Genomic DNA, 24,482 nt, shown 5'->3' on the forward strand with positions numbered 1-24,482 from the left:
CCCTTCCGTGCCATGCGCGGTGTGTAGGCCGCTCCCTACTCTAGGAATTCGGTGTCGGCAGAGACGAGGTGACGCGCGTGGCTCCGGTCGGCGGTACGACGGTTCAGGACCACGTGGCCCTCGCCGAGATCGAGCTGTGCGGCGAGCTGATCATCGCTGCGTCGGCCGCCCGGGAGCGGCTCAGCCTGGAGAGCATCGACGAAGTGCTGCGGGTGACCGAGGAGCGACGGGCCGGAGCCGATCAGTAGGAGACCGCCAGTAGACCGGCAGGAACCGGCGGGAGATCGATCACCGGTCACCCGGTCACCCGGTGCCGGCGACGGCCCGTCGGCTTCGGGTCATGTGCGCAGCAGGCGGGCGATCGCCTTCGTCGCCTCCTCCACCTTCGCGTCGATCTCGGCGCCGCCCTTGACGGCCGCGTCGGCGACGCAGTGGCGCAGGTGCTCCTCCAGGAGTTGCAGGGCGAAGGACTGCAGGGCCTTGGTGGAGGCGGACACCTGCGTGAGTATGTCGATGCAGTAGACGTCCTCGTCGACCATCCGCTGCAGGCCGCGGACCTGGCCCTCGATGCGGCGCAGGCGCTTGAGGTGCTCGTCCTTCTGCTTGTGGTACCCGTGGACGCCGCGGTCGTGGTCGGTCACGATCTCGGCCGTCTCCACCGCGTCCGCGACGGGGGCGGGGGAGGGCGCACCTGCGCCGGCCTCAGTGGTCGTCATCGCGTCCTCCTGTTGTGGGGCAGAGCGGGATTGCCGGCATTGCGGACATTGCGAGCAGAGTGGGCAACGGTTTGGGGTGGATAGCGGACATATACCCCTGACGGGTATATGGTAACGAACTTTGCGGGGTAGAGGGGCCTTGGCAGTGTCCCGGCGTCGCCCCCCTGCTCATCACTGTGCCTGATGGGCGACACTGGGGGACGGCCCGTTAGCAGTGGCCGGATGATGCGCCTAGCATCAGCCTGACCGAAACCCATGCACCCCGAGGACCCCACGTGCGCTTTCGTCTAACCCCCAGGGAGACGAGCTTCTACGACATGTTCGCCGCCTCAGCGGACAACATCGTCACGGGCTCCAAGCTCCTGATGGAACTGCTCGGGGCGGACGCATCCGCCCGGGCCGAGATCGCAGAGCGTATGCGGGCCGCCGAACACGCGGGTGACGACGCCACGCATGCGATCTTCCACCAGCTGAACTCCTCGTTCATCACACCGTTCGACCGCGAGGACATCTACAACCTCGCGTCGTCCCTCGACGACATCATGGACTTCATGGAGGAGGCCGTCGACCTGGTCGTCCTCTACAACATCGAGGAACTGCCCAAGGGCGTCGACCAGCAGATCGAGGTACTGGCGCGGGCCGCCGAGCTGACCGCCGAGGCCATGCCGAACCTGCGCACCATGGACAACCTCACCGAGTACTGGATCGAGGTCAACCGGCTGGAGAACCAGGCCGACCAGGTCCACCGAAAGCTGCTCGCCCACCTCTTCAACGGCACGTACGAGGCCATCGAGGTGCTGAAGCTGAAGCAGATCGTGGACGTTCTGGAAGAGGCGGCCGACGCCTTCGAGCACGTGGCGAACACGGTGGAGACCATCGCGGTCAAGGAGTCCTGACCCTTTCATGGACACCTTCGCACTGGTCGTGACCATCGGGGTCGCGCTCTTCTTCACGTACACCAACGGTTTCCACGACTCGGCGAACGCGATCGCGACGTCCGTCTCGACGCGTGCGCTGACGCCCCGTGCGGCGCTCGCGATGGCCGCCGTCATGAACCTCGTCGGCGCGTTCATGGGGTCCGGGGTCGCCAAGACCGTCAGCGAGGGGGTCATCGAGACCCCCGAGGGCTCGAAGGGGATGGGGATCCTCTTCGCGGCGCTCGTGGGCGCGATCGTCTGGAACCTCATCACCTGGTACTTCGGTCTGCCCTCCTCGTCCTCGCACGCGCTGTTCGGCGGCATGGTCGGGGCGGCGTTGGCCGGGAGTACGACCGTGTACTGGCAGGGGGTCGTCGACAAGATCGTCATCCCCATGTTCGTCTCGCCGGTGATCGGCCTGCTCGCCGGGTACCTGGTGATGACCGCGATCATGTGGATCTTCCGGCGGTCCAACCCGCACAAGGCCAAGCGGGGCTTCCGTATCGCGCAGACGGTGTCGGCGGCGGGCATGGCGCTGGGGCACGGTCTCCAGGACGCGCAGAAGACGATGGGCATCGTGGTGATGGCGCTGGTCATCGCCGATGTCGAGGACTACGGCGATCCCATCCCGGTGTGGGTGAAGATCGCCTGCGCGCTGATGCTGTCCGCGGGGACGTACGCGGGTGGCTGGCGCATCATGCGGACGCTGGGGCGGAAGATCATCGAGCTGGATCCGCCGCAGGGGTTCGCCGCGGAGACCACGGGTGCCTCGATCATGTTCGGGTCGGCGTTCCTGTTCCAGGCGCCGATCTCGACGACGCATGTCATCACGTCGTCGATCATGGGCGTGGGGGCGACGAAGCGGGTGAACGCCGTGCGGTGGGGCGTCGCGCGGAACATCATCATGGGGTGGTTCATCACGATGCCGGCGGCCGCGGTGGTGGCCGCGGTGTCGTTCTGGGTCGTGAATCTGGCGTTCCTGTAGCTCGGTACCCGCGGCTGCGTAGCTGCTCAAGTTAAGAGGGCCCGCCCCCGGTGAACGGGGGCGGGCCCTTGTGCTCCTCGCGGTGGCACCGCCATGCAGCACCGCGAGGGGACTGGGTTCGGGCCTAGCCGAAGCGGCCCGAGATGTAGTCCTCCGTGGCCTGGACCGACGGGTTGGAGAAGATGCGCTCCGTCTCGTCGATCTCGATCAGCTTGCCGGGCTGGCCGACCGCCGCCAGGTTGAAGAACGCCGTACGGTCCGAGACGCGCGCCGCCTGCTGCATGTTGTGCGTCACGATGACGATCGTGAAGCGCTCCTTCAGCTCGCCGATCAGGTCCTCGATGGCGAGGGTGGAGATCGGGTCCAGGGCGGAGCAGGGCTCGTCCATGAGCAGGACGTTCGGCTCGACCGCGATCGCGCGGGCGATGCACAGGCGCTGCTGCTGACCGCCGGAGAGGCCGGAGCCCGGCTTGTTCAGGCGGTCCTTCACCTCGTTCCAGAGGTTGGCGCCGCGCAGGGACTTCTCGACGACGTCGTCCAGTTCGGACTTCTTGAACTTGCCGTTGAGCTTCAGGCCGGCGGCGACGTTGTCGTACACCGACATGGTCGGGAACGGGTTCGGCCGCTGGAAGACCATGCCGACCTCGCGCCGCACGGCCACCGGGTCGATGCCCGCGCCGTACAGGTTCTCGTCGTCGAGCATGACCTTGCCCTCGACCCGGCCGCCCGGCGTGACCTCGTGCATGCGGTTGAGCGTGCGCAGGAACGTGGACTTGCCGCAGCCTGAGGGGCCGATGAAGGCCGTCACCGAGCGGGGTTCGACGGTCATCGAGATGTCCTCGATGGCCAGGAAGGAGCTGTAGTAGGCGTTGAGGCCGCTGACATCTATGCGCTTGGCCATGGAAATCACTGCTTCTTTCGGGTCGCTGACTGTCTTCGCCTTGGCCGCGTCAGCGGCCGGCCGTGCGGCTGGGCCGCATAGATGTCACTTCGGGGCCTTCCAGCGGGCGATGCCGCGGGCCAGAAGGTTGAGGATCATGATGAACGCGATGAGCGTCAGGGCCGCGGCCCAGGCGCGATCGTACGCCGCGCCGGCACCGGCGCTGTTGGAGTACTGCAGATAGATGTACATCGGCAGCGATTCCTGCGCGTCCTGGAACGGGTTCGCGTTGATGAAGTCCGTGCCCCAGACCAGCAGCAGCACGGGGGCCGTCTCGCCGGTGATGCGGGCGACGGCCAGCATGACGCCGGTGGTGATGCCGCCGATCGACGTCGGCAGGACCACCTTCAGGATCGTGCGCCACTTCGGCACGCCGAGCGCCAGGGAGGCCTCGCGCAGCTCGTTGGGGACGAGCTTGAGCATCTCCTCGGTGGAGCGGACGACCACTGGGATCATCAGGATCGCCAGGGCCAGCGAACCGGCGAAGCCGGACGGGCCCATGTCCAGCATCAGGATCCAGGTACTGAGGATGAAGAGACCGGCGACGATCGACGGGATGCCCGTCATGACGTCGACGAAGAAGGTGACGGCCTTGGCGAGCTTGCCGCGCCCGTACTCGACCAGGTAGATCGCGGTCAGCACACCGACGGGCACGGAGATCACCGCGGCGATGCCGACCTGCTCCAGGGTGCCGAGGATGGCGTGGTAGATACCGCCGCCGGGCTCGGAGTCCCGGACCACGCCCATCGAGTGGGTGAGGAAGTAGCCGTCGAGGACCTTCACGCCGCGCTTGACGGTCGCCCAGACCAGGGAGGCCAGCGGGACCACGGCCACGATGAACGCGACCCAGACCATGCTGGTCGCCACCCGGTCCTTGGCCTGCCGCCCGCCCTCGACGCGCGCCGAGATGCCGTACGTGCCCAGGATGAAGAGGACCGCGGCGATCAGGGCCCACTGGATGCTGCTGTTCAGCCCGGCCGCGGCGCTGATGCCCAGCCCGGCGGCGATCGAGCCGGCGGCGACCGCCCAGAGGAACCACTTGGGCAGCGTGGCGCCGCGCAGCGAGCTGCGGCCGGCGGGGGTAAGGGTTGCGTTGCTCATGCGTTGGCCCCCGAGTACTCCTTGCGGCGGGCGATGATCATCCGGGCCGCGCCGTTGACCAGCAGGGTGATGACGAAGAGGACGAGACCGGAGGCGATCAGCGCGTCACGGCCCATCTCGCTCGCCTCGTTGAACTTGCTGGCGATGTTCTGGGCGAAGGTGCCGCCGCCCGTGTCGAGCAGGCTGAGGTTGATCTCGAAGCTGGAGGAGAGCACCATCGCCACGGCCATCGTCTCGCCGAGCGCGCGGCCGAGGCCCAGCATCGAGGCGGAGATGACGCCGGAGCGGCCGAAGGGCAGCACCGACATGCGGATGACCTCCCAGCGCGTGGCGCCGAGGGCCAGTGCGGCCTCCTCGTGCATGCGCGGGACCTGCCGGAAGACCTCACGGCTGACGTTGGTGATGATCGGCAGGATCATGATCGCGAGCAGGATGCCCACGGTGAACAGCGAGCGCGGCGCGCCGTCGTTCCATTCGAAGACGCCGGTCCAGCCGAGGTAGTCGTCCAGCCAGCCGAAGAGCCCCTCCATGTGCGGCACGAGGACGAGCGCGCCCCACAGGCCGTAGACGATCGAGGGCACTGCGGCGAGCAGGTCGATCACGTACCCGATCAGGCCGCCCAGCTTGCGCGGCGCGTAGTGCGTGATGAACAGCGCGATGCCCACCGCGATCGGGACCGCGACGGCCATCGCGATGACCGACGACACGACGGTGCCGAAGGCCAGGACCGCGATGCCGAACTCCGGCGGCATGCCGGTCGGGTTCCACTCGAGGTAGGTGAAGAAGTTGGCCTCGTTCTCGCTGATGGCGATCGAGGCGCGGTAGGTGAGGAAGGCCGCGATGGCGGCCATGATGACCAGCACGAGGATGCCGGACCCGCGGGAGAGCGCGAGGAAGATCCGGTCGCCGGGGCGGGTGGCGCCGCGTGCGGCGCGGCTGGTGCCGCCTCCGGGGGGCTGGTGCGGTACGGGGGCTGGTGCCGGCTTCTGGGGGTCAGTGGTTATGTCCATCGGGTTTCTCCGGTCTGCGGAGCCGTCGTACGCGGCGGCTCGGGCGGAGCCGTCCGTCTCGGGGGGCTCCTGGCGGCGGTGCACCGGACGGTGCGGTCCGGCCCCCGCGCGGGGGCCGGACCGCACTCGGGTCAGCTCAGGCCCGAGATGGTCTCGCGGACCTTGGTGATGATCTCGGCGGGCATCGGGGCGTAGCCGGCGTCCTTCAGCAGGCCCTGGCCGTCCTCCGAGGCGATGTAGTTCAGGAAGGACTTGGCGGCGGGCAGGGTCTCCGCCTTGTTGCCCTTGTCGCAGACGATCTCGTACGTCACGAGGACGAGCGGGTAGGCGCCGTCGGCCTCCGGCGTGTAGTCCAGCTCCAGCGCGAGGTCCTTGCCGGTGCCGACGACCTTGGCCGCGCCGATGGCGGCGGTGGCGTTGTCGACGGTGGCCTTGACCGGCTCGGCCGCCTCGGTCTTGATGTCGACGGTCTTCACGCCGCCCTTGGCGTACGACAGCTCGAAGTACGAGATGGCGCCCGAGGTCTGCTTCACCTGCTGGGCGAGGCCGGAGGAGCCCTGCGCGGACTGGCCGCCCTTGGCCTCCCAGGACTTGCCGCCCTCGTACTTCCAGTCCTGGGGCGCGGCGGCCTTCAGGTACTTGGTGAAGTTGTCCGTGGTGCCGGACTCGTCCGAGCGGTGGAAGGCCTGGATCTTGAGGTCGGGCAGCTTGGCCTCGGGGTTCAGCTTGGCGATCGCCTCGTCGTTCCAGTTGGTGATCTTGCTGTCGAAGATCTGGGCGAGCGTCGGGGCGTCCAGGACGAGCGTGTCGACGCCGGGGACGTTGAAGCCCACGGCGATCGGGCCGCCGACCATCGGCAGGTCGATGGCCTGGCCGTCCTTGCAGACTTCCTTGGACTTCGCGATCTCGTCGGGCTTCAGCGCCGAGTCCGAGCCGGCGAAGGCGGTCTGGCCCTGGAGGAACGCGGTGATGCCCGCGCCGGAACCGGTCGGGTTGTAGTTGAGCTGTACGTCCTTGCAGGCGGCGGCGTACTGCGCGACCCAGGCGTCGATCGCGTTCTTCTGGGCGGAGGAGCCGGAGGCCTGGATCTGGCCCTTGGCGTCGTCGCACTTGATGTTGCTGTTGGCGGCGGCGCTGGCGTCACCGCCGCTGCTGTTGCCGCCGGTGTCGTCGGAGCCGCACGCCGTGAGGGCCAGGGCGCCGGAGACGGCGAGAGCACCGAGAGCGAGGGCCCGCCGGTTCATGCGCTGAAGCTTCACTGAGGGAGTTCCTTCCAGGAGCCGCCGTCCTGAATCCGGCGGCGTGCGAGGAGTGGCGTTGAAGACGATGAAGACGATTGATCAAGACTGGGTGATACGGACGCCTTTTCGAGGTGCGACTCGTATCGCGTAAGGCCGAAAGTAGGCAGAACAGGTGAAGGCGCCAATGGGCGTAAATGAACGCGGGGTGAACCCCTGTGGACGGTGCGGTGAGGTCACGGAACGCTTACGTCAAGGACACGGAGTGGTTCCGGGCAGGTGCGTCGCCAGCAGGGCGTCGACGAGGGGCCGGTCCAGGGGGCGGGTGAGGCGGGCGCGGGCGGCCTCGGGCGCAAGCCACAGGATGCGGTCGACCTCGTCGGACGGCGTGAAAGCGCCGGTGGTGGCCGCCGCCGCCCAGTACCGGACCTCCTTGGGGCGGCCGTTCGCGACGTAGCGCACGGTGGGCAGCTCGGCGCCCGGCGCCGCGGCGTACCCCGTCTCCTCCGCGACCTCGCGCAGGGCGCCCGCGAGGGGGTCCTCGCCGGGCCGCAGCTTGCCCTTCGGGAGCGACCAGTCGTCGTACTTCGGGCGGTGGACGAGGCAGAGCTCCAGGCCGGCGGGGCGGGGAGCGCGGCGCCACAGGACGCAGCCCGCCGCGTGGACGGTGGGGGTGGTGGGGGCGTCGGAGGGAGTGGCGTCCTCGGCGGGGTTCACGGTGCGCTCGCGCCTCCTGTCCTGTGGCGGGCGCGCGGCGGAACTACGGCAGCCTGATGGGTTCCTTGCGCCAGCTGTGCTGGAACGCGTACCTCGCCGCCTCCACCTCATGCCGCTGGTCGGCGTGGAGCACGCCGAGCGCGTACGCCGTCGCCGGGGCGATGCGCGGCGTACGGGCGGCCTGGGCCGCGGCGGCGGCGGCCTCCGAGGCGTCGCGGTGACGGTTCAGGGCCTCGTCGGCGGCCAGGATGCGCACGTCCACACAGTCATCGGCGTCGTCGGTGGTGGCATCGGCATGGTCGGCGCCTTGTGCGCCATGTACGCCTTGCGTGACTTCCGCGTTCTCGGCGGTCAGTACCTCGAGCGCGTACCGGTGCAGGCGCAGCAGCAGGCGGACCTGGTGCCACGGGGCGTCCTGGGGGTGTGGGGCCGGGTCGGGGGAGAGGCCGTGGATCAGCGCCTCCGCGTTGTACGGGTTCCCCGCGGTGACCAGGGGGAGGGCGGCCACGGCGTCGGTGAGGCGGTCCTCCGCGGCGGCTGCCAGGGGGCGGAGGCCGGTGGGCGGCGAGGCGGTGGCGGGGCCGGTGGTCCTCAACGGCACCTCGCTGGCCAGTAAGGCGACCTTGTCGGCGACCGCGTGGAAGCGGCTGCTGCCCAGTGCCTGGAGGGCGGTGGAGTGCGCCCGGGTGCGGGCCAGGGTCAACTGGCGGTCGAGCAGTGCGCCCGCCTTGGCCGCGCCCACGGTGAGGTTGCCGCGGTCCGGGGGCGCCGGGCGGGTGGCGGGCACGGTGACGGACACGGCGGCGGCGGTGCGGCCCGCCGGCTGCTGGGCCGGGAACGCCGACGAGCCCGACAGCCGGTGCAGCGCCTGGAGCAGCCGTTCCAGACGGGACGCGTACGAGTGCTCCAGCGCCAGCGTGCCGGACAGCCAGGCCAGCTCGGGGCGCAGGCTCTCCGCCCAGTCGGGGTCCAGCAGCGGCTGGAAGGTGTGCAGGGTGGCGCTGAGGCGGCGGGCCGCCCGGCGCAGGGCACGGGCCGCGTCGACGTGGCCGGCGGGCGGGGCGGCCCGGTCCGAGCCCTGGGCGCCGTTCGCGCCGGCGCCCGCTCCTGCCCCCGCGCCCGCTCCCGACTCCCGGTGCAGGCGCAGGGCGCGGAGGAACTCCGTGGCCTGGGCGCGCAGATAGCTCGCGAGGGTGTCCCCGTCCGTGGGTGCCGGCGGCCGGGCGGTCGCCGTGGGGTGATCCGTCGGTTCAAGGTGTCGCTGTGCCACGCCGGCGCCTCCGGGCGTCTATGAGCATCTCCTGGACGTTGCGCAGGGGCTGGCCGTCCGCGTCGGTCGCGTGCCGGGTCCACTCGCCGTCCGGGCCGAGGTGCCAGGAGGCGGTGCTGTCGGACATACCGGTCTCCAGCATCCGGCTGAGGGCCGCCCGGTGGGCCGGGTCGGTGACCCGGACCAGCGCCTCTATCCGGCGGTCGAGGTTGCGGTGCATCATGTCGGCGCTGCCGAACCAGACCTCCGCCTCGCCGCCGTTGCCGTAGGCGAACACGCGCGAGTGTTCGAGGAAGCGGCCGAGGACCGAACGGACCCGGATGTTCTCCGACAGGCCCGTCACCCCCGGGCGCAGCGCGCAGATGCCGCGCACCCACACGTCGACCGGGACACCGGCCTGCGAGGCGCGGTAGCACGCGTCGATCACGGCCTCGTCGACCATCGAGTTGACCTTGATGCGGACGTAGGCGGGCCGGCCGGCGCGGTGGTGCTGGATCTCCTTGTGGATCCGTGACACCAGGCCGTCGCGCAGGGACTTCGGCGCGACGAGGAGGCGGCGGTAGGTCTCGCGGCGGGAGTAGCCGGAGAGCCGGTTGAACAGGTCGGAGAGGTCGGCGCCGACCTGCGGGTCCGCGGTGAGCAGGCCCAGGTCCTCGTAGAGGCGGGCCGTCTTCGGGTGGTAGTTGCCCGTGCCGACGTGGCTGTAGCGGCGTAGCGTCTCGCCCTCCTGGCGGACGACCAGCGACAGCTTGCAGTGGGTCTTCAGGCCGACCAGCCCGTAGACGACGTGGCAGCCGGACTCCTCCAGCTTGCGGGCCCACTTGATGTTCGCGTGCTCGTCGAAGCGGGCCTTGATCTCGACCAGCACGAGGACCTGCTTGCCGGACTCGGCCGCGTCGATGAGCGCGTCGACTATCGGGGAGTCGCCGGACGTCCGGTACAGCGTCTGCTTGATCGCGAGGACGTCGGGGTCGGCGGCGGCCTGCTCAAGGAAGGCCTGGACGGAGGTCGAGAAGGAGTCGTACGGGTGGTGGAGGAGTACGTCGCGGCTGCGGAGGGCGGCGAAGACGTCCGGCGCGGACGCGGACTCCACCTCGGCCAGGTCACGGTGGGTGCCGGCGACGAACTTCGGGTACTTCAGCTCGGGCCGGTCCAGGCCCGCGATACGGAAGAGGCCGGTGAGGTCGAGGGGGCCGGGGAGCGGGTAGACCTCGGCCTCGCCGATCTTCAGCTCGCGCACGAGGAGGTCCAGGACCTCGCGGTCGACGGACTCCTCGACCTCCAGGCGTACGGGCGGGCCGAAGCGGCGCCGCATGAGCTCCTTCTCGAGTGCCTGGAGGAGGTTCTCGGCGTCGTCCTCCTCCACCTCCAGGTCCTCGTTGCGGGTGAGGCGGAAGGCGTGGTGCTCCAGGACCTCCATGCCGGGGAAGAGCTCTTCGAGGTGGGCGGCGATGACGTCCTCGATGGGGACGTAACGGCCCGGGGCGGCTTCCAGGAACCGGGAGAGCAGCGGGGGGACCTTGACCCGCGCGAAGTGCCGGTGGCCGGTCACCGGGTTGCGGACGACGACCGCGAGGTTGAGGGAGAGACCCGAGATGTACGGGAAGGGGTGCGCCGGGTCGACCGCGAGAGGGGTGAGGACCGGGAAGATCTGGTGCCGGAAGAGGGTGAAGAGGCGGGCCTGCTCCTTCTCCGCCAGCTCGCTCCAGCGGACCAGGTGGACGCCCTCCTCGGCGAGGGCCGGCAGGACGTCCTCGTGGAAGCAGGCGGCGTGCCGGGCCATGAGTTCGCGGGAGCGGGCCCAGATCATCTCCAGCACCTCACGGGGCTGGAGGCCTGAGGCGGAGCGGGTGGCGACGCCGGTCGCGATGCGGCGCTTGAGGCCGGCGACGCGGACCATGAAGAACTCGTCCAGGTTGCTGGCGAAGATCGCGAGGAAGTTGGCCCGCTCGAGGAGGGGCGTGTTCGGGTCCTCGGCGAGTTCGAGCACACGCTCGTTGAAGGCGAGCCAGCTGCGTTCGCGGTCCAGGAAGCGGCCCTGCGGGAGCTGCGCGCCGCCGGCCTGGGACTCCTCCGACTCCTCGTAGGCGTCGAGGTCGGCGTCGATGTCGGGTTCCAGATCGGAGACCGTGGCGGCCACCGTGTGCGGGCGGTGCGCGGCTATGGAGCCCACGGAGGGCTGCGTGTGCTGGACCTCTGCCTGGGTGTTCGGCTGCCTCATGAACCCATTCTTCCGCGCCACGCGCAGGACAGGCGCGTCGGAAGGCGCGGAATGTTCTGCTCCGGGTGGCACGGTCGGTTTCATTCGGTGAGCGTCGCAAGGCTGTCTGAATCGATGGTTACGGGGACATGACGTGTGGGATAGCGGCGGGCTTCCGGCGGTGGTGTCCGTGGGTGCCTGCGGGTGCCTGCGGGTGCCTGCGGCGGCCTGCGCGGGTTCGGCCGGGGTCCCCGCCGGGCGGCGGGGCGGCGGTCGTGCGGCGTCGGGGTCTCCGCCGGGCGGCGGGGCGACGGCCCTGCGGCGTCGGGGTCTTCGCCGGGTGACGGGGCGGCGGTCGTGCGTTCGGGGCGGTGCTGGGCGAGGGGATGACGGTCGTCGTTCGGGGCCGCGTCGGGTGACGGGACGACGGTCTTGCGTCCGGGTCCGCGCTGGGCAACGGGGTGAGCGTGCGGCGCCGGGGTCTCCGCCGGGTGACGGGGTGACGGGCCCGTGTGCCGTGCGGGGCGACCGGATGACGCGTCCGTGTGCCCCGGGTGGGATTTCCGCCTGCGATCGTGTGAACCGGTGGGCCGGGCTCGTCCGATGAGGAGACGTGAGCGAAACGAGAAGCGACGGGGAGCTGTTGCGGGCCGTCGCGGCGGACGCCGACCGGCGCGCCTTCGAGGAGCTGTACCGCCGGTACGCCCCCTGGCTGACCGCCCGCATGCGCGGCCGCTGCGCCGACGCCGGTGTCGTCGACGACGTCGTACAGGAGACCTTCCTCGCGGTGTGGCGCGGCAGTGCGCGCTACCGCGAGGAAGGTGACGTGGCGGGGTGGCTGTGGCGGATCGGATCCCGGCGGCTGGTCGACGTGCTGCGCGGCGACGGGGCGCGGGGGCGCCTGCGGCAGGCACTGGCGCGGCTGCGGCACCGGGACGAGGCCTCCGCCGAGGAACGCGTCCTCGCCGGGGTCGAGCACGGCGACCTCGCCGGCGCGCTCGTCCGGCTCTCCCCGGAGCTGCGCGCGGTGCTCCAGGCCACCGTCGTCGACGGGCTGACCACCCGTGAGGCGGCCGTCCTGCTCGGCATTCCGCCGGGCACGGTCAAGACGCGGGCGATGCGCGCCCGCCGGCAGCTGCGGGAGGCGCTGGCATGAGTATCGAGGACAGCCGTCGCCGAAACACCTGGCACGTGGACGAGGACGACCTGCGGGCCTACGCCCGGGGCGAGCTGGCGGCGCCCGTACTGTGGTCCGCCGACGCCCACCTGACCGCCTGCGCGCACTGCCGCGAAGTCCTCGCCGAGGTGAGCGACCGAGCGGCTCTGGACATCGGCTGGGAACGGCTCGACGCCGAACTGGACGCCCCCCGGCCGGGCCGGCTGGAGGGGCTGCTGCTGCGGTGCGGCGTCGGTGACGCGACGGCGCGGCTGCTCGCGGCCACCCCCGTACTGCGCCGGTCCTGGCTCGGCGCGGTCGTCGCCGTGCTGCTGACGACCCTCGCCGTCGCCTTCGCCGCGGGGGCCGTCCGCACGCCCACCCTGTTCCTCGCCTTCGCGCCGCTGCTGCCACTGGCCGGGGTGGCTCTCGCCTACGGGCCCGCGCTGGACCCGACGTACGAGATGGCGGTCGTCTCGCCGATGCACGGCTTCCGGCTGCTGATGATCCGTACGGTCGCCGTACTGGCCGTCGCGCTCGGGGTGAACGGGCTGGCGACCCTCGCCCTGCCGGGGTACGGGCTGCGCGCCCTGGCCTGGCTGCTGCCCGGGCTCGCCCTCACCGCGACCGGGCTCGCGCTGACGCCCCGGCTGGGTCCGGTGGCCGCGCCGTCCGCCGTTGCCGGGGCGTGGGTGGCCGTGCTGCTGGTCGCGGACGCGGCGCGCGCGGCCGAGGACGGTCCGCTGGCGCCGTTCACCGCGGCCGGGCAGGGCGTGTCCGGGGTGGTGGCCGTACTGGGCGCCGGGCTGCTGTTCCTGTTCCGCGACCGGTTCGACGGCGCCGTCCGTCCGCGGAGTGCCGCGTGAGTCCCGCCTGGCCGCTCGCCTCCTCCGCTCTCGTCTCCTTCCCGCTCGTCTCCTTCTTGTTCGTCGTCCCCTTCCTGCACGGGAGTACCGCCGTATGACACCCCCCACCGTTTCCGCCTCCGGGCTGGGCCTCCACTACGGCCGTACCCGCGCCCTCGACGACGTGTCGCTGCGGCTGTCCCCCGGCGTCACCGGGCTGCTCGGGCCCAACGGGGCCGGAAAGACCACGCTGTTGCGGGTACTCGCCACCGCCGTGCCCGCCGACCGGGGGGCCTTCACCGTGCTCGGGCACGACCCGGCGACCGCGCGGGGGCGGCAGGAGGTGCGGCGGCGGCTCGGCTACCTGCCGCAGACGCCCGGCTTCCATCCGGACTTCACCGCCTTCGAGTTCGTCGACTACGTCGCGATCCTAAAGGAGCTGACGGACCGTGGCGCCCGCCACCGCGAGGTGCGACGGGTGCTGGACGAGGTCGACCTGCAAGACGTACGCGGGCGCAGGATCAAGAAGCTGTCCGGAGGCATGCGGCAGCGGGTCGCGCTCGCGGCCGCGTTGGTCGGCGACCCCGGATTCCTGGTCCTCGACGAGCCGACCGTCGGGCTGGACCCGGAACAGCGGATGCGGTTCCGGGAGCTGATCGCCGGGGCGGGGGAAGGACGGACCGTCCTGCTGTCCACCCATCAGACCGAGGACGTCGCGATGCTCTGCCACCGGGTCGTCGTCATGGCCGCCGGGGCCGTGCGGTTCGAGGGCACCCCGGCCGAGCTGACCGCGCGGGCCGCCGGGCGCGTGTGGAGCAGCACGGAGAAGGACCCGGGCGCGAAGGCCGGGTGGCGCACCGGGACCGGATCCTTCCGGAACGTGGGCGACCCGCCCCCCGGCGCGGAACTGGTCGACCCCACCCTCGAAGACGGCTACCTGCTCGCCCTCGACGGCGCCGGCACGGAGGTGGCCGCGTGAGCGCCGGCACCGTACTGAAGGAGACCCCGCCCGCCGCCATGGAGAGCGAACCGCGCGGCAGTGCGCGGGCCGTGCTCGCCCTGGCCCGCTTCGAGGCGCGCCGTCTGCTGCTGAGCATCCCCGTCGTCATCGCCTTCGCGGCGTACGTCGCGTGGATCGTCTGGCGCACGCGGAGCTCCTGGGACGGGTACCCGGCGTTGCAGGACGTCGACCGTGCCACCCAGAGCATGCCGATGCTCGTCGGCCTGGCCGTCCTGCTGTGCGCCAACTTCGCGGTCCTGCGCTCCGAGCGGCACGGCACCGAGCACCACTTCGCGGTGCTGGTGCTGCCGCCCTGGCGCCGTACGGTCGCCCACGCGCTGTCCGTCGTACCGGCCGCTCTGCTCGTCGCGGTGTGCGTGGCCGGCCAGTTCGCCTGGGAGGCCTTCAAGCCGGGCGCGATCGGGCACGGTTCGCCGGCCGAGCTGCTCGTCGGACCACTGACGGTGCTGCTGTTCGGGGCCGTGGGAGTGCTGCTGGCCCGGGTGGTCCGGTCGGCGCTCGCCGCGCCGCTGGGGGTCGTCCTGCTGCTGTTCACGCTCGTCCTCGGCACGGCGCCGGGCGGTGCGAGCGGTCTGTCGTGGCTGGCGCCCGTCGTCGCCGAGATCAGCTCCAACACCCTGCCCTCCGACCTGCTGGGACGGCCCGCCGCCTGGCACGCCCTGTATCTGGCGGGCGCGGCTCTGTGCGCGGCCTTCCTCGCCGTGCTCCTCGCCGGCGGGCGGAACTGGGCCGTCCGGGCGGGCCTCGCCCTGACCCTCGCGCTGGCGGTGACGGGCGGAGTGCTGCAGGCCCGGGGCGCGGCACCGTCACCGGAGCTGACCGCGGCCCGCGAGCGCGCCTCGGTGCGCCCCGAGCTGACCTGCGTCGAGCACGGCCGGTCGACGTACTGCGCCTTCCCCGAGTGGGGGCCTCGCACCGGGACCTGGGCCGGGGTCGTGGACCGGGTCCAGTCCCTGGCGGGCGGATCGGCGCACGAGCGGCGGCTCGTCGTACGGCAGCGGATCGACGCCCGGTACGGGATGGAAGGCGACGCCGCGATCCCCGGGCTGACCGACGCCGATCAGGTGACGGTGGGTACCGCGTGGGGTGGCAACCGGGTGCCCGAGTTCTCCAGTGCCGTCGCCGCCGTGCTGGTCGCGGGGACGGAGGACGCGGCGAGCGAGATCTGCGACGGGCGGATGGTCACCCTCATGTGGCTCTCCCTGAGCTGGCAGGACGACCCGATGGCCGCCATGCGCCGGGTCCGTCTCGACGACAGCGTGAAGGGCTCCGCCGTCGTCCTGTCGCCCACCGACCCCCTCTCCATGACGGAGGGACAGACGGACGTCGTACGGCGTCTGCTGGAGGAGCCGCGTCCCGGTGTCGGGGACCGGGTGAAGGCGCACTGGGCCGAGCTGACGTCGCCGGGCGTCACGACCGCCCGGGCCGCCGAACTGCTGGGCGTGGCCGGGCCGGGGAAGGCGGACTCGTGCGAGTGACGGCACTCGCCCTGGCCGTCCCCGTCTGGCGCACGCTGCCGTGGCGGGCGCCGGCCGCCGCCGGGACGGTCGGGCTGCTGCTCGCGGCCACCCCGGTCGTCGTCGGCGCGGAGCCGAGCCCCTGGGAGACGCTGACCCTGTTACGGGGGACCGCGCTGATCGGCGCGCTCGGCCTGGCCTTCCTGCTGGACGACCCGGCCCGGCACCTCACCGCGCCGGTCCCGGCCCGGCGTCCGCTGCGGCAGGCGCTGCGGGTCGCGCTGGTCGCACCGCTCGCCGCGCTGTGGTGGACGGCCGTACTGCTGCTCGCCCCCTCGGCGTCCCGTCCCCCGGCCGGGGACGTCACCCTGGAGGCGGCGGCGCTGGGCGTGCTCGCCCTCGCCGGTGCGGCGGCGGTGGTACGGCTGACGGACGAGGCGCGTCCGGGGCCGTCCGTCGCGGCGACGCTGCTGCTCACGGCCGTTCTCGCGCCCCTGCTCATGCCGGAGAGCTGGGCGCTGTTCGTGCCGGCCGACGATCCGCGGTGGCCGTTGGCGCACGACCGGTGGGCGGTGCTGCTGGGGGCGGTGGCCGTGGTGTGGGGGGCGTGCGGACCGGAGCCCGTGGGACGCCGCAGGACGCGGGGGGCCGGCGGGCCGGCCTGACACCCGGGGCCCTCACGTTCGGGGGGTCGGTGGGCCGGTCTGGCGTGCGGGGCCCTCACGTACCCGGGGTCGGCGGGCCGTCTGGCGTGCGGGGGCTTTCGCGCGCGTGGGGGCGGCGGGCGGCCTGACACGCGGGGCCCTCACGCGCGGGGTCGGTGGGCCGGTCCGGTGTGCGGGGCCTCACGTCTCCGTGCGGTACATCAGGTCCGTCTCGTGGGTGACGAAGCCCAGGCGCTCGTAGACGGACACCGCCGCCGTGTTGTCGGCGTCGACGTACAGCATCGCTGTCGGCAGTCCCCGCTCCGCCAGGTGCCGCAGGCCGATGGTGGTCAGGGACCTGCCCAGGCCGCCGCCCTGGGCGTCGGGGCGGATGCCGAGGACGTACACCTCACCGAGCCGTTCCTCGGCGTGCGTCTTGGTCCAGTGGAAGCCGATCAGCTCGCCGCCCCGCTCGGCCAGGAAGAACCCCGCCGGGTCGAACCAGGCCTCCGCCTTCCGGTCGTCGAGGTCCCGCTGGGCGAGGGCGCCCTGCTCGGGATGGTGGGCGAAGGCGGCGGCGTTCACCGCGAGCCAGGCCGCGTCGTCCCGCCCCGGCACGAAGGTGCGGACGGTCACGCCCTCGGGCAGTCGTGGGTCCGGCAGGTCCAGGTCGGCCAGCGGCCGGCGCAGCTGCCGCAGTTCGCGGAAGAGGGTCAGGCCGAGGACCTGGGCGAGATGGCGGGCGGCGGAGTGGCCGCCGTGCGCCCAGAGCCGCAGCCGTTTGCCGGAGGCGGCGAGCAGCGCGGAACCCAGGGCGCGCCCGTGCCCCCGGCCCCGGTGCGAGGGGTGGACGACCAGCTCGGCCGCCGGGGGCTCGATCGGGTCGGTGCCCTCCAGTTGGGCGTAGCCGACGAGTTCGTCGCCGTCGGTGGTGAGCAGCAGATGCGCGACGCCCTCCCGTGCCGGGCCGCGCAGTTGCAGCCGTCCCTGCTCGGACACGGCCTGCTGCCCGTCGTTGCGGGCGGCCTCGGTGAGCAGGGCGAGGACGGCGTCGCTCTGCTCCGGGGTGAGTTCGGCGAGGGTCTCGATCGAGCGGGGGTGGCCGGGCTGCACGGTGTCGTCGCTGGTCATGCATACGAGGTTAAGGGGCGGGCGCGGCAAAGCGGCGGCAGTGCGGGAGGCGGAAGCTAAACCAGGATGTAACCCGGATCCCCCTGTCGCGCTACGCGCGTTGACTCTAGGCTGCTGCGCCGGCGGGCCGTCTCCTCAGCGGCTCGCGTCACGCACACCCACAGGGGGGCGCATGCCAGCCACAGCACAGTCGCACCGACCGCGCCGCAGACGACGTACGAACCGTCTCCTCGCGGTCGCCGCCACGGTCGTCACCGCCGGGGCGCTCGCCGCCGCGGCCCTGCCGGCGTCGGCGAACGCGGGGGAGAGCCACCGGGGCAATGGCGGTCACGGCGGTCACGGGCATGGTCACGGTCACGGCCGCTACCAGGACGTTCAGCTGCTCTCCTTCAACGACCTGCACGGCAACCTGGAACCGCCGACCGGCTCCTCCGGCCGGGTCACCGAGCTCCAGCCGGACGGCACGACGAAGACGGTCGACGCGGGCGGCGTCGAGTACCTCGCCACTCACCTGCGCGAGGCCCGCGAGGGCAACCGCTACTCCATCACCGCCGCCGGCGGCGACATGGTCGGCGCCTCCCCGCTCCTGTCCGGCCTCTTCCACGACGAGCCGACCATCGAGGCGCTGAACAAGCTCGACCTGGACGTGACGAGCGTCGGCAACCACGAGTTCGACGAGGGCGCGGCGGAGCTGGGCCGCCTCCAGAACGGCGGCTGCCACCCCACCGAGGGCTGCTACACGGACAAGGAGTTCGAGGGCGCCGACTTCCCGTACCTGGCGGCGAACGTCCTGGACGAGAAGAGCGGCAAGCCCATCCTGAAGCCGTACTGGGTGTGGAAGCAGAAGGGCGTCAAGGTCGGCTTCATCGGCGTGACCCTGGAGGGCACCCCGGACATCGTCTCGGCGGAGGGCGTCAAGGGCCTCTCCTTCAAGGACGAGGTCGAGACGATCGACAAGTACGCCAAGGTGCTCCAGCGCCAGGGCGTGAAGTCGATCGTGGCCCTGGTCCACGAGGGCGGCTTCCCGGCCTCGTCCTCCTACAACCACGACTGTGACTCCCCGGGCGCCGGCGACGGCATCTCCGGCCCGATCGCCGACATCGCCAAGAACGTCACGCCCCAGGTCGACGCGCTGGTCACCGGGCACACCCACGCGGCGTACGCCTGCACGATCCCCGACCCGGCGGGCAACCCCCGCACGGTCACGTCGGCCGCGTCCTTCGGCCGCCTCTACACGGACACGACGCTGACGTACGACCGCCGGACCGGGGACATCGCCCGTACGGCCGTGAAGTCGGCGAACCACGTGGTGACGCGGGACGTCCCGAAGGCGCCGGACATGACCCGGCTGATCGACCGGTGGAACACCCTCGCCGCCCCGATCGGCAACCGCCCCGTCGGCTACATCTCCGGTGACATCGACCGGACCGGCACCGAGTCCCCGCTCGGCGACCTGATCGCCGACGCGCAACTCGCGTACGGCAGGACCCAGGACCCGGAGACCGACCTGGCCCTGATGAACCCGGGCGGTATCCGCGCCCCGCTGACGTACGCGTCCACGGGCAGTGAGGGCGACGGCGTCGTCACGTACGCCGAGGGCTTCACGGTCCAGCCCTTCGCCAACACGGTGAACCTGAGGGACTACACGGGCGCCCAGTTGATCCAGGTGCTGAAGGAGCAGGTCAGCGGCCCGAACGAGGCGGCCCCGAAGATCCTCCAGGTCTCCTCCGGCCTGGCCTACACCCTGGACCTGACGAAGACGGGCGCGGACCGCGTCGTCACGGACTCCATCCGCCTGAACGGCGCGCCCGTCGACCCGGCGGCCACCTACCGCGTCGCGTCGAACAGCTTCCTCGCGGGCGGCGGCGACGGCTTCACCACGCTGGGCGAGGGCGCGAACGAACTCGTCGGCGCGGACGACCTGACGGCGCTGGAGCAGTACCTGACGGCCAACTCGTCGGCGACCGCCCCGATCGCCCCGCCGGCGGCCGACCGGATCACGGTCGTCCAGTAACGACCACCGGCCGCGGGGGTGCACCGTGCCACGGCGCGGTGCACCCCCTTCGAAGCGAGGACGAATGGCGTGCGATGTTCACGGTGCGCTCTCATGAGCGGCGTGTGAACAATCGGCCCGAATCGTCCTCGCTTTCAAGCGACGGGGGCGTGCGGCGGCCTGCGCCGCCGGCCCCACCACGGGCCGGCCGCTGCCGTCCGGTCGGCTAGAAGGGTTCGGTGGCCCGCAGGAGGTCCCGCGGAAGGTAGGGGGATTCGACGCGGATGTCCCAGCCGCGGCGGCGGGCGTGGCAGGCCAGGGCGAGGACGTCGAGGTTGAGTGCAGCGTCCGGACCGTCGGCGCGGTCCGCGACCTGGTAGTAGGCGCGGTGCGCTTCGAGCGCGTCGGCCAGGGCCAGGTTGAAGCTCTCCGCGTCGCCTTCCACGAGCTGCGACAGCAGCACGGCCGGCGGTACGACGAAGTCCAGGCCCTGGTCCTTGGCCCGCACGCCCCGTTGCACGGCCCGCTGCGTGGCCGGTTCGGGATCGGTGCCCTTCAGGTAGGCGTGGAGGGCTTCGCGGTACGTGCCGAAGACGGAGTCGTCCGGGCGGGCGAAGTCAGGGCTGGTGAGCACCAGCGGGGCAAGGTCCTCGCGTGCGCCGGTGATCAGTGCGAAGGTGGTGGCCGTCAGCCAGATACCGGATCTGGCCTTCCCCTTCCGCTCGGCCGGGTAGCGCAGCGTGCGGCCGTCGATGGTGACCTCGACCTGGGTGCCCGGCTCCGCCATGGCGATGCGGAGCCGGGCCACTCCCGCCTGCGAGGCCAGCCGAAGGTGCGAGAGGTGGGCGGCCGTGACTCCGTCGGGGCTCCCCGCGCGCCACTTGAAGAGGCGGGCGTGGTCTTCTACGACGTGGTCGAGCCGCCAGACATCGCAGGTCACTCCGTTGCCGGGGGTGAACGCCTTCCGAACGCGTTCCTCGTACATGGCCTCGAGCCGCGGACTCACCGTCCAGTCGAGGGCCGGCCGCTCCACCACCAGCGGGCCCGCGGCGAGCTCGGCCACCGCGTCCGGCCGCCGGTCCCGGCCGAACCCCGCGACCCGCGGGCCCCGGGTCTCGAAGCCGGTGACCAGCGCGTGCGGGAGGTAGTCGGTCCGGACGGCGGGCGTCCAGCCCAGGGTCCGGTACGCGAGTGCGGCGAGGGCCAGGGGGACGAGCGGGAGAAGGCTGCTGGGCGAGGCCGCTCCGCCGTGCAGGTTCGCGTGCCTGACCAGGAGGTCGGCCAGCGCGGCATCGAAGGCGTCCCGGTCCTCGGCGGCCAGCGCGCGCAGCGTGCGCAGCGCCACGCTGTCCGGCCGTTCCATGAGCGGCGCGCCCGTCTCCTCGGCGCGGGCACGGACGCGGTCCAGAGCCGCGTCGACGGCGGCGAGCTTGGCCCGCGCGCTCGGCGGGTACTCCTCGTCGTCGCCGGTGTCGTCCAGGACCACCGCCGTCAGCCCTGCGGCGAGCTCGTGACCGGGCGTTCCCGGCGCCTGCGCGGCGAACTTCTGCCGGGCGAAGTAGAAGGCCTCGCCGTGCCACTTCGCCTTGTCCCTGAGGACCGACAGGCACAGCGCGTCGGTCCACTCCCCGGGCGTGACGCTCTCCTCGGGGCCGTCCGCGCCCCGGTCGTAGCTCATGCCGAAGTTCACGTACTCCAGGAAGACCTGGAAGCCGCTGTGCGGATGGTAGGCCGCGTAGGCGACGGCGCCGGCCGCGGCTTCGGAGGCGTCCTTCAGCGCGGCCTTCGCCTCCGCGGTGTCGAGGTCGGGTGTCTCGACGGAGAGGGAACCCAGGTAGTCGAGGAACTCCTCGGAGATCGACTGCCATTCGTAGGTGGTCATCCGGTCGGCCCTCGACATGGACCGCACCTGCCCCCCGATACGGCTCACGAAGTCCTCACGCGCCGCCAACACGGCACGCTCCTCCACCTGGTGACGCTCTATCCGCACGGCCCCGCTCCTTGATCGGCTCCGGAGCAGCCTATGCGCGGGGTCTGACAGCGCGGCGTTCGTGATCGACCGCGCTCGGGCCCCGCGCTGCCGCGATCAGCGGCTCGGCACGCGTCCTAGCCCTACGCCGGGTTGCGCTCCAGCTTGCGCCGCTCCCGGCGGTTGGGGTGACGGATGACCACTCCTCCCGTGCCGCAGGACCCGGCGAGACGGATCAGTGGGGTCCCCGGGAGCCGGTCGGGTGTGGTCTTGTCCGTCAGGCCGCCGAAGGCGGGATCCATGCCACTGGTGTCCGCGGCCCAGCCGTCGGGGATGACGATCGTGACACCGGACATCTCCCCGTACGCCTCCACCGTGACCTCCGTGAGGCGGCACTCGACCCGGGTGAAGTCGACCTTCACACCCCCCAGACCTCCGTGCGCGATCACGTGCCCGGGAACCTCCCAGCGCCCGGGGCCCCGGGACGCGCCGTGCAGGCCGCCCTTGAGGACCAGCGGCGGCTGATCGGCGGCGGCGGCCGGCCTCGGCAAGTCCGCGGTCAGGACGGCCAGCTCGGCGTGGGTCTTGGAGCTCAGCGCCTGCTCCAGGCGTGCGTCCAGCTCCTCGAAGTCGATTCGCCCCTCGGCTGCCGCATCGCGCAGCTGCTCCACCACTGCTTCCCGGTCGTCGTGAGAGGCACGGAGTTCCCCGGGCGGGCCAGGGTGCGGAGAAGGAGCCGGAGGCTGTGCGGTCATGGCCACAGGATAGGCAGTCGGCGAGTCGAGCGGACAGGGCCCGTACGTCGCGAACGGGCCGAAGCACGGCGGGTTGCCGTACCCCGGCGGCCCGGGGCAGGCGGCCGGAACGGATGGCGGCGACGACACCGCCGTCCACGAGCGGGTCGTTGCCGGTGACACCCGCACCGGCGACCCATCGGCCCGGACACCTGCTCGACGTCCTGCCGGCCGGGCTGCGCTCCGTCACCCGCGACCAGCCTGGACACGCTCCCCGCGACTGACCGCGACACGGAGTACGTCCTCCAGGGACTCCGTCGCCCTGGTCAACGCGAACCGCACCGCCCGTTCACCGGCCTTCCGGTCGGCCAGCACCGCCCGGGCACCCGCGAGCACCTGCTCGCCCGAGCCCAACTGGGCTTCCTCGATGTCGTCCGCGAGCCGGGAGAGCAGGCTGCGGCCGTTGTCGGTGCTCAGGTAGCAGGGGTTGCCTTCGGGGGTGGTCCAGGGGAGGAGGCGGAGTGGGGAGGCGTCCATGAGGTCTGTCCCTTCGGTGCCGTGGCCAGGGGGGGTCACTGTTCGTGCCTCAATGGTCACTGGCTGCGCGTACGCTGCGGAAGAGACCTGGCATTGCCTGGTCGGCGGACAATGGGGAGGGCCGGCATGGACGAACACCCGCTCGACGAGAAGCGGTCGAGGCGCGCCGAGCTGGGTGGGACGCTCCGGATACTCCGCGAGAAGGCGGGCAAGTCGCTCGGCCAGTTGGCCGAGGAGACCTCGTACGACAAGAGCTACCTGTACCGCTTGGAGAAGGGCGAACGGCTCTCCAAGCGGGCGGTCATGGAAGACCTGGACAGGTATCACGGCACCGGTGACCTGTTGGTCCGCCTGTGGCGGGACGCGCGCCAGGAGGTCATCAAGGACAAGTACAAGGACTTCATGGAACTGGAGTCGACGGCACGGGTGATGTGGCTGTTCCAGCTCCGAGTGCCGGGCCTGCTCCAGACCGAGGCCTACGCGCGGACGGTGTTGTCGGGATCGTCCGGAGCCCAGACAACGGCAGGCAACAGCGAGGCGGTCGAGGAGCAGGTCGCCTTGCGCCTGGGGCGGCAGGAGCTGCTGCACCGCCGACCCGCGCCGAGTGTCCGGGTGATCCTGGACGAGGGGGCGTTGCGGCGGCCGGTTCCCGACATGAGGGTATGGAGGGACCAGCTCTCGCATCTGGTGGACACAGCGGCCCTGCCGTCGGTCGCGCTCCAGGTGCTGCCCTACACGGCAGGTGTACATGACCTCATGGACAGCCACCTCTGGCTTCTGTGGCAACGAATCGGCGACCCTGTTGCCTACGTGGAAGGCAATGGCTTCGGCGAGTTGATCGACGATCCGGATAAGTTTCTCTCCTTTCGCTTGTCCTACGATCTGGTCAGGGACGCGGCTCTGACCCCGGTGGAGTCGGTGGCGTTCATCAAGAGCCTTCTGGAGGAGCGCAGACCATGAACCGACTGCCTGACCTCACTACCGCCACGTGGCGCAAGTCCTCCTACAGCGACGGGGGAGGCACGAACTGCGTCGAGGTCGCCGACGGCTACGTCGGCCTCGTCCCGGTGCGCGACAGCAAGGTGCCGGACGGCCGGGCGCTCCTGTTCGGGACGAGCCCGTGGGGGGCCTTCCTGACGGGGATCAAGTGTGACGACCGTCAGTGAGCGCACTGTCCGGCATCCGTGATGTGAGGCGAGTCGTCCCACTGCTGCCGCCGGACGCGGAGGCCGCCCCCGTTCTGCGGGAGTGGGCCGACCAAGCGGATTCACTACTGGACGTTTCGGCACTCGACCTCTCCCGGGCCGATCTGTCGGGCACGGACCTCGCGATGGGGCTTCTTTGCGAGACCGTCCTCCGAGATGCCAAGCTCGTCGGCACCGACCTCTACCGGGCCCACCTGGAAGGCGCGCTGCTCGATCGGGCCGATCTCTCCAGCGCGTGGCTGGCCAAGGCCGAGCTGGCCGAGGCCTCCCTGCGCGGCACCATCCTGGACGGGGCGAACCTGGGCAGCGCCGGCCTGTACGAGGTCGACGCCCGGTCCGCTCGCTTCACGTCGGCCGGACTCAACGGCGCTTCGCTGGTCGGCACCCGGCTGGAGGGCGCCGACCTGTCCCATGCGTCAGTGCGGGAGACGTCCTTCAAGGCGGTGATCGACGAGTACACGATCGTGACCGGGCTCTCAGGCACACTCTTCGGCCCCGCGGTCATCGACCGGGCGGGCGTGCGGCGCGAGACCGACGGGCTCGACCTCGAGCAGTGGCTGAACAGCCGCGGTGCGGAGGTGCGTGTGCTCACCCCACGTCTGGCGCTACGGAGTCGAAGGGGTCAAGCGGACGGCGCACCGTAGGCACCTTCGGGTGAAGGGGAGCGGCGGGCGGCGACCCTCTGGCCGTGAGGTG

24 protein-coding genes are annotated in these 24,482 nt (G+C 71.6%); 12 read left to right on the forward strand and 12 right to left on the reverse strand.

All coding sequences use genetic code 11. The features are described from left to right. The first annotated feature begins 68 nt into the window (after positions 1 to 68). Positions 69 to 248, forward strand: coding sequence for a hypothetical protein (locus ACH4NX_RS32005; protein ID WP_351398364.1), 180 nt, complete (start codon positions 69 to 71; stop codon positions 246 to 248). A 90-nt stretch (positions 249 to 338) separates the two neighbouring features. On the opposite strand, the gene ACH4NX_RS32010 is transcribed toward ACH4NX_RS32005, so the two are convergent. After that, positions 339 to 716, reverse strand: a complete 378-nt coding sequence (locus tag ACH4NX_RS32010; protein ID WP_351398366.1) for a metal-sensitive transcriptional regulator — start codon at positions 714 to 716, stop codon at positions 339 to 341. Positions 717 to 991: 275 nt separating this feature from the next. On the opposite strand from ACH4NX_RS32010, the gene ACH4NX_RS32015 reads away from it, so the two are divergent. Both ACH4NX_RS32015 and pitH read left to right on the forward strand, forming a co-directional pair. After that, on the forward strand, positions 992 to 1,612 hold the full coding sequence (locus ACH4NX_RS32015) for a DUF47 family protein (protein WP_351398368.1): 621 nt from the start codon (positions 992 to 994) through the stop codon (positions 1,610 to 1,612). A gap of 7 nt (positions 1,613 to 1,619) precedes the next feature. Beyond that, entirely contained in the window at positions 1,620 to 2,618 is a 999-nt protein-coding gene (gene pitH, locus ACH4NX_RS32020; protein WP_351398370.1) for a low-affinity phosphate transporter PitH, read from the forward strand. Positions 2,619 to 2,742: 124 nt separating this feature from the next. Here pitH and pstB read toward each other — a convergent pair whose 3' ends face one another. The 7 genes from pstB to ACH4NX_RS32055 form a co-directional block, all read right to left on the reverse strand. Next, positions 2,743 to 3,519: a phosphate ABC transporter ATP-binding protein PstB gene (pstB, locus tag ACH4NX_RS32025; protein WP_055417635.1), complete on the reverse strand. Its 777-nt coding sequence runs from the start codon at positions 3,517 to 3,519 to the stop codon at positions 2,743 to 2,745. A gap of 84 nt (positions 3,520 to 3,603) precedes the next feature. Continuing rightward, positions 3,604 to 4,659 (reverse strand): phosphate ABC transporter permease PstA, encoded by a 1,056-nt coding sequence (gene pstA, locus ACH4NX_RS32030; protein ID WP_351398373.1) that lies wholly within the window; start codon positions 4,657 to 4,659, stop codon positions 3,604 to 3,606. Continuing rightward, on the reverse strand, positions 4,656 to 5,669 hold the full coding sequence (gene pstC, locus ACH4NX_RS32035) for a phosphate ABC transporter permease subunit PstC (protein WP_351398375.1): 1,014 nt from the start codon (positions 5,667 to 5,669) through the stop codon (positions 4,656 to 4,658). Before pstC ends, pstA begins: the two co-directional genes overlap by 4 nt. 131 nt (positions 5,670 to 5,800) lie before the next feature. After that, positions 5,801 to 6,928, reverse strand: coding sequence for a phosphate ABC transporter substrate-binding protein PstS (gene pstS / locus ACH4NX_RS32040; RefSeq protein ID WP_351398377.1), 1,128 nt, complete (start codon positions 6,926 to 6,928; stop codon positions 5,801 to 5,803). 231 nt (positions 6,929 to 7,159) lie between these two features. Then, the gene (locus tag ACH4NX_RS32045; protein ID WP_351398379.1) at positions 7,160 to 7,624 is read right to left on the reverse strand and encodes an NUDIX hydrolase; all 465 of its coding nucleotides are present in this window, start codon (positions 7,622 to 7,624) and stop codon (positions 7,160 to 7,162) included. 43 nt (positions 7,625 to 7,667) lie between these two features. Further along, positions 7,668 to 8,894 carry a CHAD domain-containing protein gene (locus tag ACH4NX_RS32050; protein ID WP_398129623.1) on the reverse strand — a complete coding sequence of 409 codons (1,227 nt, stop codon included), beginning with the start codon at positions 8,892 to 8,894 and terminating at the stop codon, positions 7,668 to 7,670. Then, positions 8,875 to 11,115 (reverse strand): RNA degradosome polyphosphate kinase, encoded by a 2,241-nt coding sequence (locus ACH4NX_RS32055; protein WP_351398383.1) that lies wholly within the window; start codon positions 11,113 to 11,115, stop codon positions 8,875 to 8,877. Before ACH4NX_RS32055 ends, ACH4NX_RS32050 begins: the two co-directional genes overlap by 20 nt. Positions 11,116 to 11,707: 592 nt before the next feature. Between ACH4NX_RS32055 and ACH4NX_RS32060 the strand changes: the two genes are divergently transcribed. The 5 genes from ACH4NX_RS32060 (at position 11,708) to ACH4NX_RS32080 (ending at position 16,238) form a co-directional block, all read left to right on the forward strand. Then, positions 11,708 to 12,250 (forward strand): RNA polymerase sigma factor, encoded by a 543-nt coding sequence (locus ACH4NX_RS32060; RefSeq protein WP_279563799.1) that lies wholly within the window; start codon positions 11,708 to 11,710, stop codon positions 12,248 to 12,250. Beyond that, on the forward strand, positions 12,247 to 13,116 hold the full coding sequence (locus ACH4NX_RS32065; protein ID WP_398129622.1) for a zf-HC2 domain-containing protein: 870 nt from the start codon (positions 12,247 to 12,249) through the stop codon (positions 13,114 to 13,116). The genes ACH4NX_RS32060 and ACH4NX_RS32065 overlap by 4 nt, the downstream gene beginning before the upstream one ends. A 94-nt stretch (positions 13,117 to 13,210) precedes the next feature. Next, on the forward strand, positions 13,211 to 14,074 hold the full coding sequence (locus ACH4NX_RS32070; protein WP_351398387.1) for an ABC transporter ATP-binding protein: 864 nt from the start codon (positions 13,211 to 13,213) through the stop codon (positions 14,072 to 14,074). 38 nt (positions 14,075 to 14,112) lie between these two features. Then, positions 14,113 to 15,594, forward strand: coding sequence for an ABC transporter permease (locus ACH4NX_RS32075; protein WP_398129633.1), 1,482 nt, complete (start codon positions 14,113 to 14,115; stop codon positions 15,592 to 15,594). Beyond that, complete coding sequence (locus tag ACH4NX_RS32080) at positions 15,585 to 16,238, forward strand: ABC transporter (RefSeq protein WP_398129621.1); 654 nt, start codon at positions 15,585 to 15,587, stop codon at positions 16,236 to 16,238. The genes ACH4NX_RS32075 and ACH4NX_RS32080 overlap by 10 nt, the downstream gene beginning before the upstream one ends. Before the next feature lie 180 nt (positions 16,239 to 16,418). Here ACH4NX_RS32080 and mshD read toward each other — a convergent pair whose 3' ends face one another. Further along, the gene (gene mshD / locus ACH4NX_RS32085; RefSeq protein WP_398129620.1) at positions 16,419 to 17,348 is read right to left on the reverse strand and encodes a mycothiol synthase; all 930 of its coding nucleotides are present in this window, start codon (positions 17,346 to 17,348) and stop codon (positions 16,419 to 16,421) included. 172 nt (positions 17,349 to 17,520) lie between these two features. Between mshD and ACH4NX_RS32090 the strand changes: the two genes are divergently transcribed. Continuing rightward, the gene (locus tag ACH4NX_RS32090) at positions 17,521 to 19,362 is read left to right on the forward strand and encodes a bifunctional metallophosphatase/5'-nucleotidase (protein WP_398129619.1); all 1,842 of its coding nucleotides are present in this window, start codon (positions 17,521 to 17,523) and stop codon (positions 19,360 to 19,362) included. 205 nt (positions 19,363 to 19,567) lie between these two features. Here ACH4NX_RS32090 and ACH4NX_RS32095 read toward each other — a convergent pair whose 3' ends face one another. From ACH4NX_RS32095 to ACH4NX_RS32105, 3 genes are all read right to left on the reverse strand, one after another. Further along, positions 19,568 to 21,331 carry an Imm49 family immunity protein gene (locus ACH4NX_RS32095; RefSeq protein ID WP_398129618.1) on the reverse strand — a complete coding sequence of 588 codons (1,764 nt, stop codon included), beginning with the start codon at positions 21,329 to 21,331 and terminating at the stop codon, positions 19,568 to 19,570. 122 nt (positions 21,332 to 21,453) lie between these two features. Next, positions 21,454 to 22,065, reverse strand: coding sequence for a DUF1707 domain-containing protein (locus ACH4NX_RS32100; RefSeq protein WP_398129617.1), 612 nt, complete (start codon positions 22,063 to 22,065; stop codon positions 21,454 to 21,456). Between the two features lie 225 nt (positions 22,066 to 22,290). Then, entirely contained in the window at positions 22,291 to 22,581 is a 291-nt protein-coding gene (locus ACH4NX_RS32105) for a hypothetical protein (protein WP_398129616.1), read from the reverse strand. 126 nt (positions 22,582 to 22,707) lie between these two features. On the opposite strand from ACH4NX_RS32105, the gene ACH4NX_RS32110 reads away from it, so the two are divergent. The 3 genes from ACH4NX_RS32110 to ACH4NX_RS32120 are packed head-to-tail and all read left to right on the forward strand — an operon-like array spanning position 22,708 to position 24,430. Next, positions 22,708 to 23,541 (forward strand): helix-turn-helix domain-containing protein, encoded by an 834-nt coding sequence (locus ACH4NX_RS32110; protein ID WP_398129615.1) that lies wholly within the window; start codon positions 22,708 to 22,710, stop codon positions 23,539 to 23,541. After that, positions 23,538 to 23,747, forward strand: a complete 210-nt coding sequence (locus ACH4NX_RS32115; RefSeq protein WP_398129614.1) for a DUF397 domain-containing protein — start codon at positions 23,538 to 23,540, stop codon at positions 23,745 to 23,747. Before ACH4NX_RS32110 ends, ACH4NX_RS32115 begins: the two co-directional genes overlap by 4 nt. 23 nt (positions 23,748 to 23,770) lie before the next feature. After that, the gene (locus ACH4NX_RS32120) at positions 23,771 to 24,430 is read left to right on the forward strand and encodes a pentapeptide repeat-containing protein (RefSeq protein ID WP_398153373.1); all 660 of its coding nucleotides are present in this window, start codon (positions 23,771 to 23,773) and stop codon (positions 24,428 to 24,430) included. Positions 24,431 to 24,482: the final 52 nt, after the last annotated feature.

This window comes from Streptomyces sp. NPDC017225 (assembly GCF_044331465.1).
Lineage (GTDB): Bacteria > Actinomycetota > Actinomycetes > Streptomycetales > Streptomycetaceae > Streptomyces.

Excerpts from the sequence above, each read along its gene's own strand:
- ACH4NX_RS32010 (WP_351398366.1), bottom strand. The coding sequence starts at position 716 with ATGACGACCACTGAGGCCGGCGCAGGTGCGCCCTCCCCCGCCCCCGTC.
- pitH (WP_351398370.1), top strand. The coding sequence starts at position 1,620 with ATGGACACCTTCGCACTGGTCGTGACCATCGGGGTCGCGCTCTTCTTC.
- pstB (WP_055417635.1), bottom strand. The coding sequence starts at position 3,519 with ATGGCCAAGCGCATAGATGTCAGCGGCCTCAACGCCTACTACAGCTCC.
- pstA (WP_351398373.1), bottom strand. The coding sequence starts at position 4,659 with ATGAGCAACGCAACCCTTACCCCCGCCGGCCGCAGCTCGCTGCGCGGC.
- pstC (WP_351398375.1), bottom strand. The coding sequence starts at position 5,669 with ATGGACATAACCACTGACCCCCAGAAGCCGGCACCAGCCCCCGTACCG.
- ACH4NX_RS32055 (WP_351398383.1), bottom strand. The coding sequence starts at position 11,115 with ATGAGGCAGCCGAACACCCAGGCAGAGGTCCAGCACACGCAGCCCTCC.
- ACH4NX_RS32065 (WP_398129622.1), top strand. The coding sequence starts at position 12,247 with ATGAGTATCGAGGACAGCCGTCGCCGAAACACCTGGCACGTGGACGAG.
- ACH4NX_RS32070 (WP_351398387.1), top strand. The coding sequence starts at position 13,211 with ATGACACCCCCCACCGTTTCCGCCTCCGGGCTGGGCCTCCACTACGGC.
- ACH4NX_RS32075 (WP_398129633.1), top strand. The coding sequence starts at position 14,113 with ATGGAGAGCGAACCGCGCGGCAGTGCGCGGGCCGTGCTCGCCCTGGCC.
- mshD (WP_398129620.1), bottom strand. The coding sequence starts at position 17,348 with ATGACCAGCGACGACACCGTGCAGCCCGGCCACCCCCGCTCGATCGAG.
- ACH4NX_RS32090 (WP_398129619.1), top strand. The coding sequence starts at position 17,521 with ATGCCAGCCACAGCACAGTCGCACCGACCGCGCCGCAGACGACGTACG.
- ACH4NX_RS32100 (WP_398129617.1), bottom strand. The coding sequence starts at position 22,065 with ATGACCGCACAGCCTCCGGCTCCTTCTCCGCACCCTGGCCCGCCCGGG.
- ACH4NX_RS32105 (WP_398129616.1), bottom strand. The coding sequence starts at position 22,581 with ATGGACGCCTCCCCACTCCGCCTCCTCCCCTGGACCACCCCCGAAGGC.
- ACH4NX_RS32110 (WP_398129615.1), top strand. The coding sequence starts at position 22,708 with ATGGACGAACACCCGCTCGACGAGAAGCGGTCGAGGCGCGCCGAGCTG.
- ACH4NX_RS32115 (WP_398129614.1), top strand. The coding sequence starts at position 23,538 with ATGAACCGACTGCCTGACCTCACTACCGCCACGTGGCGCAAGTCCTCC.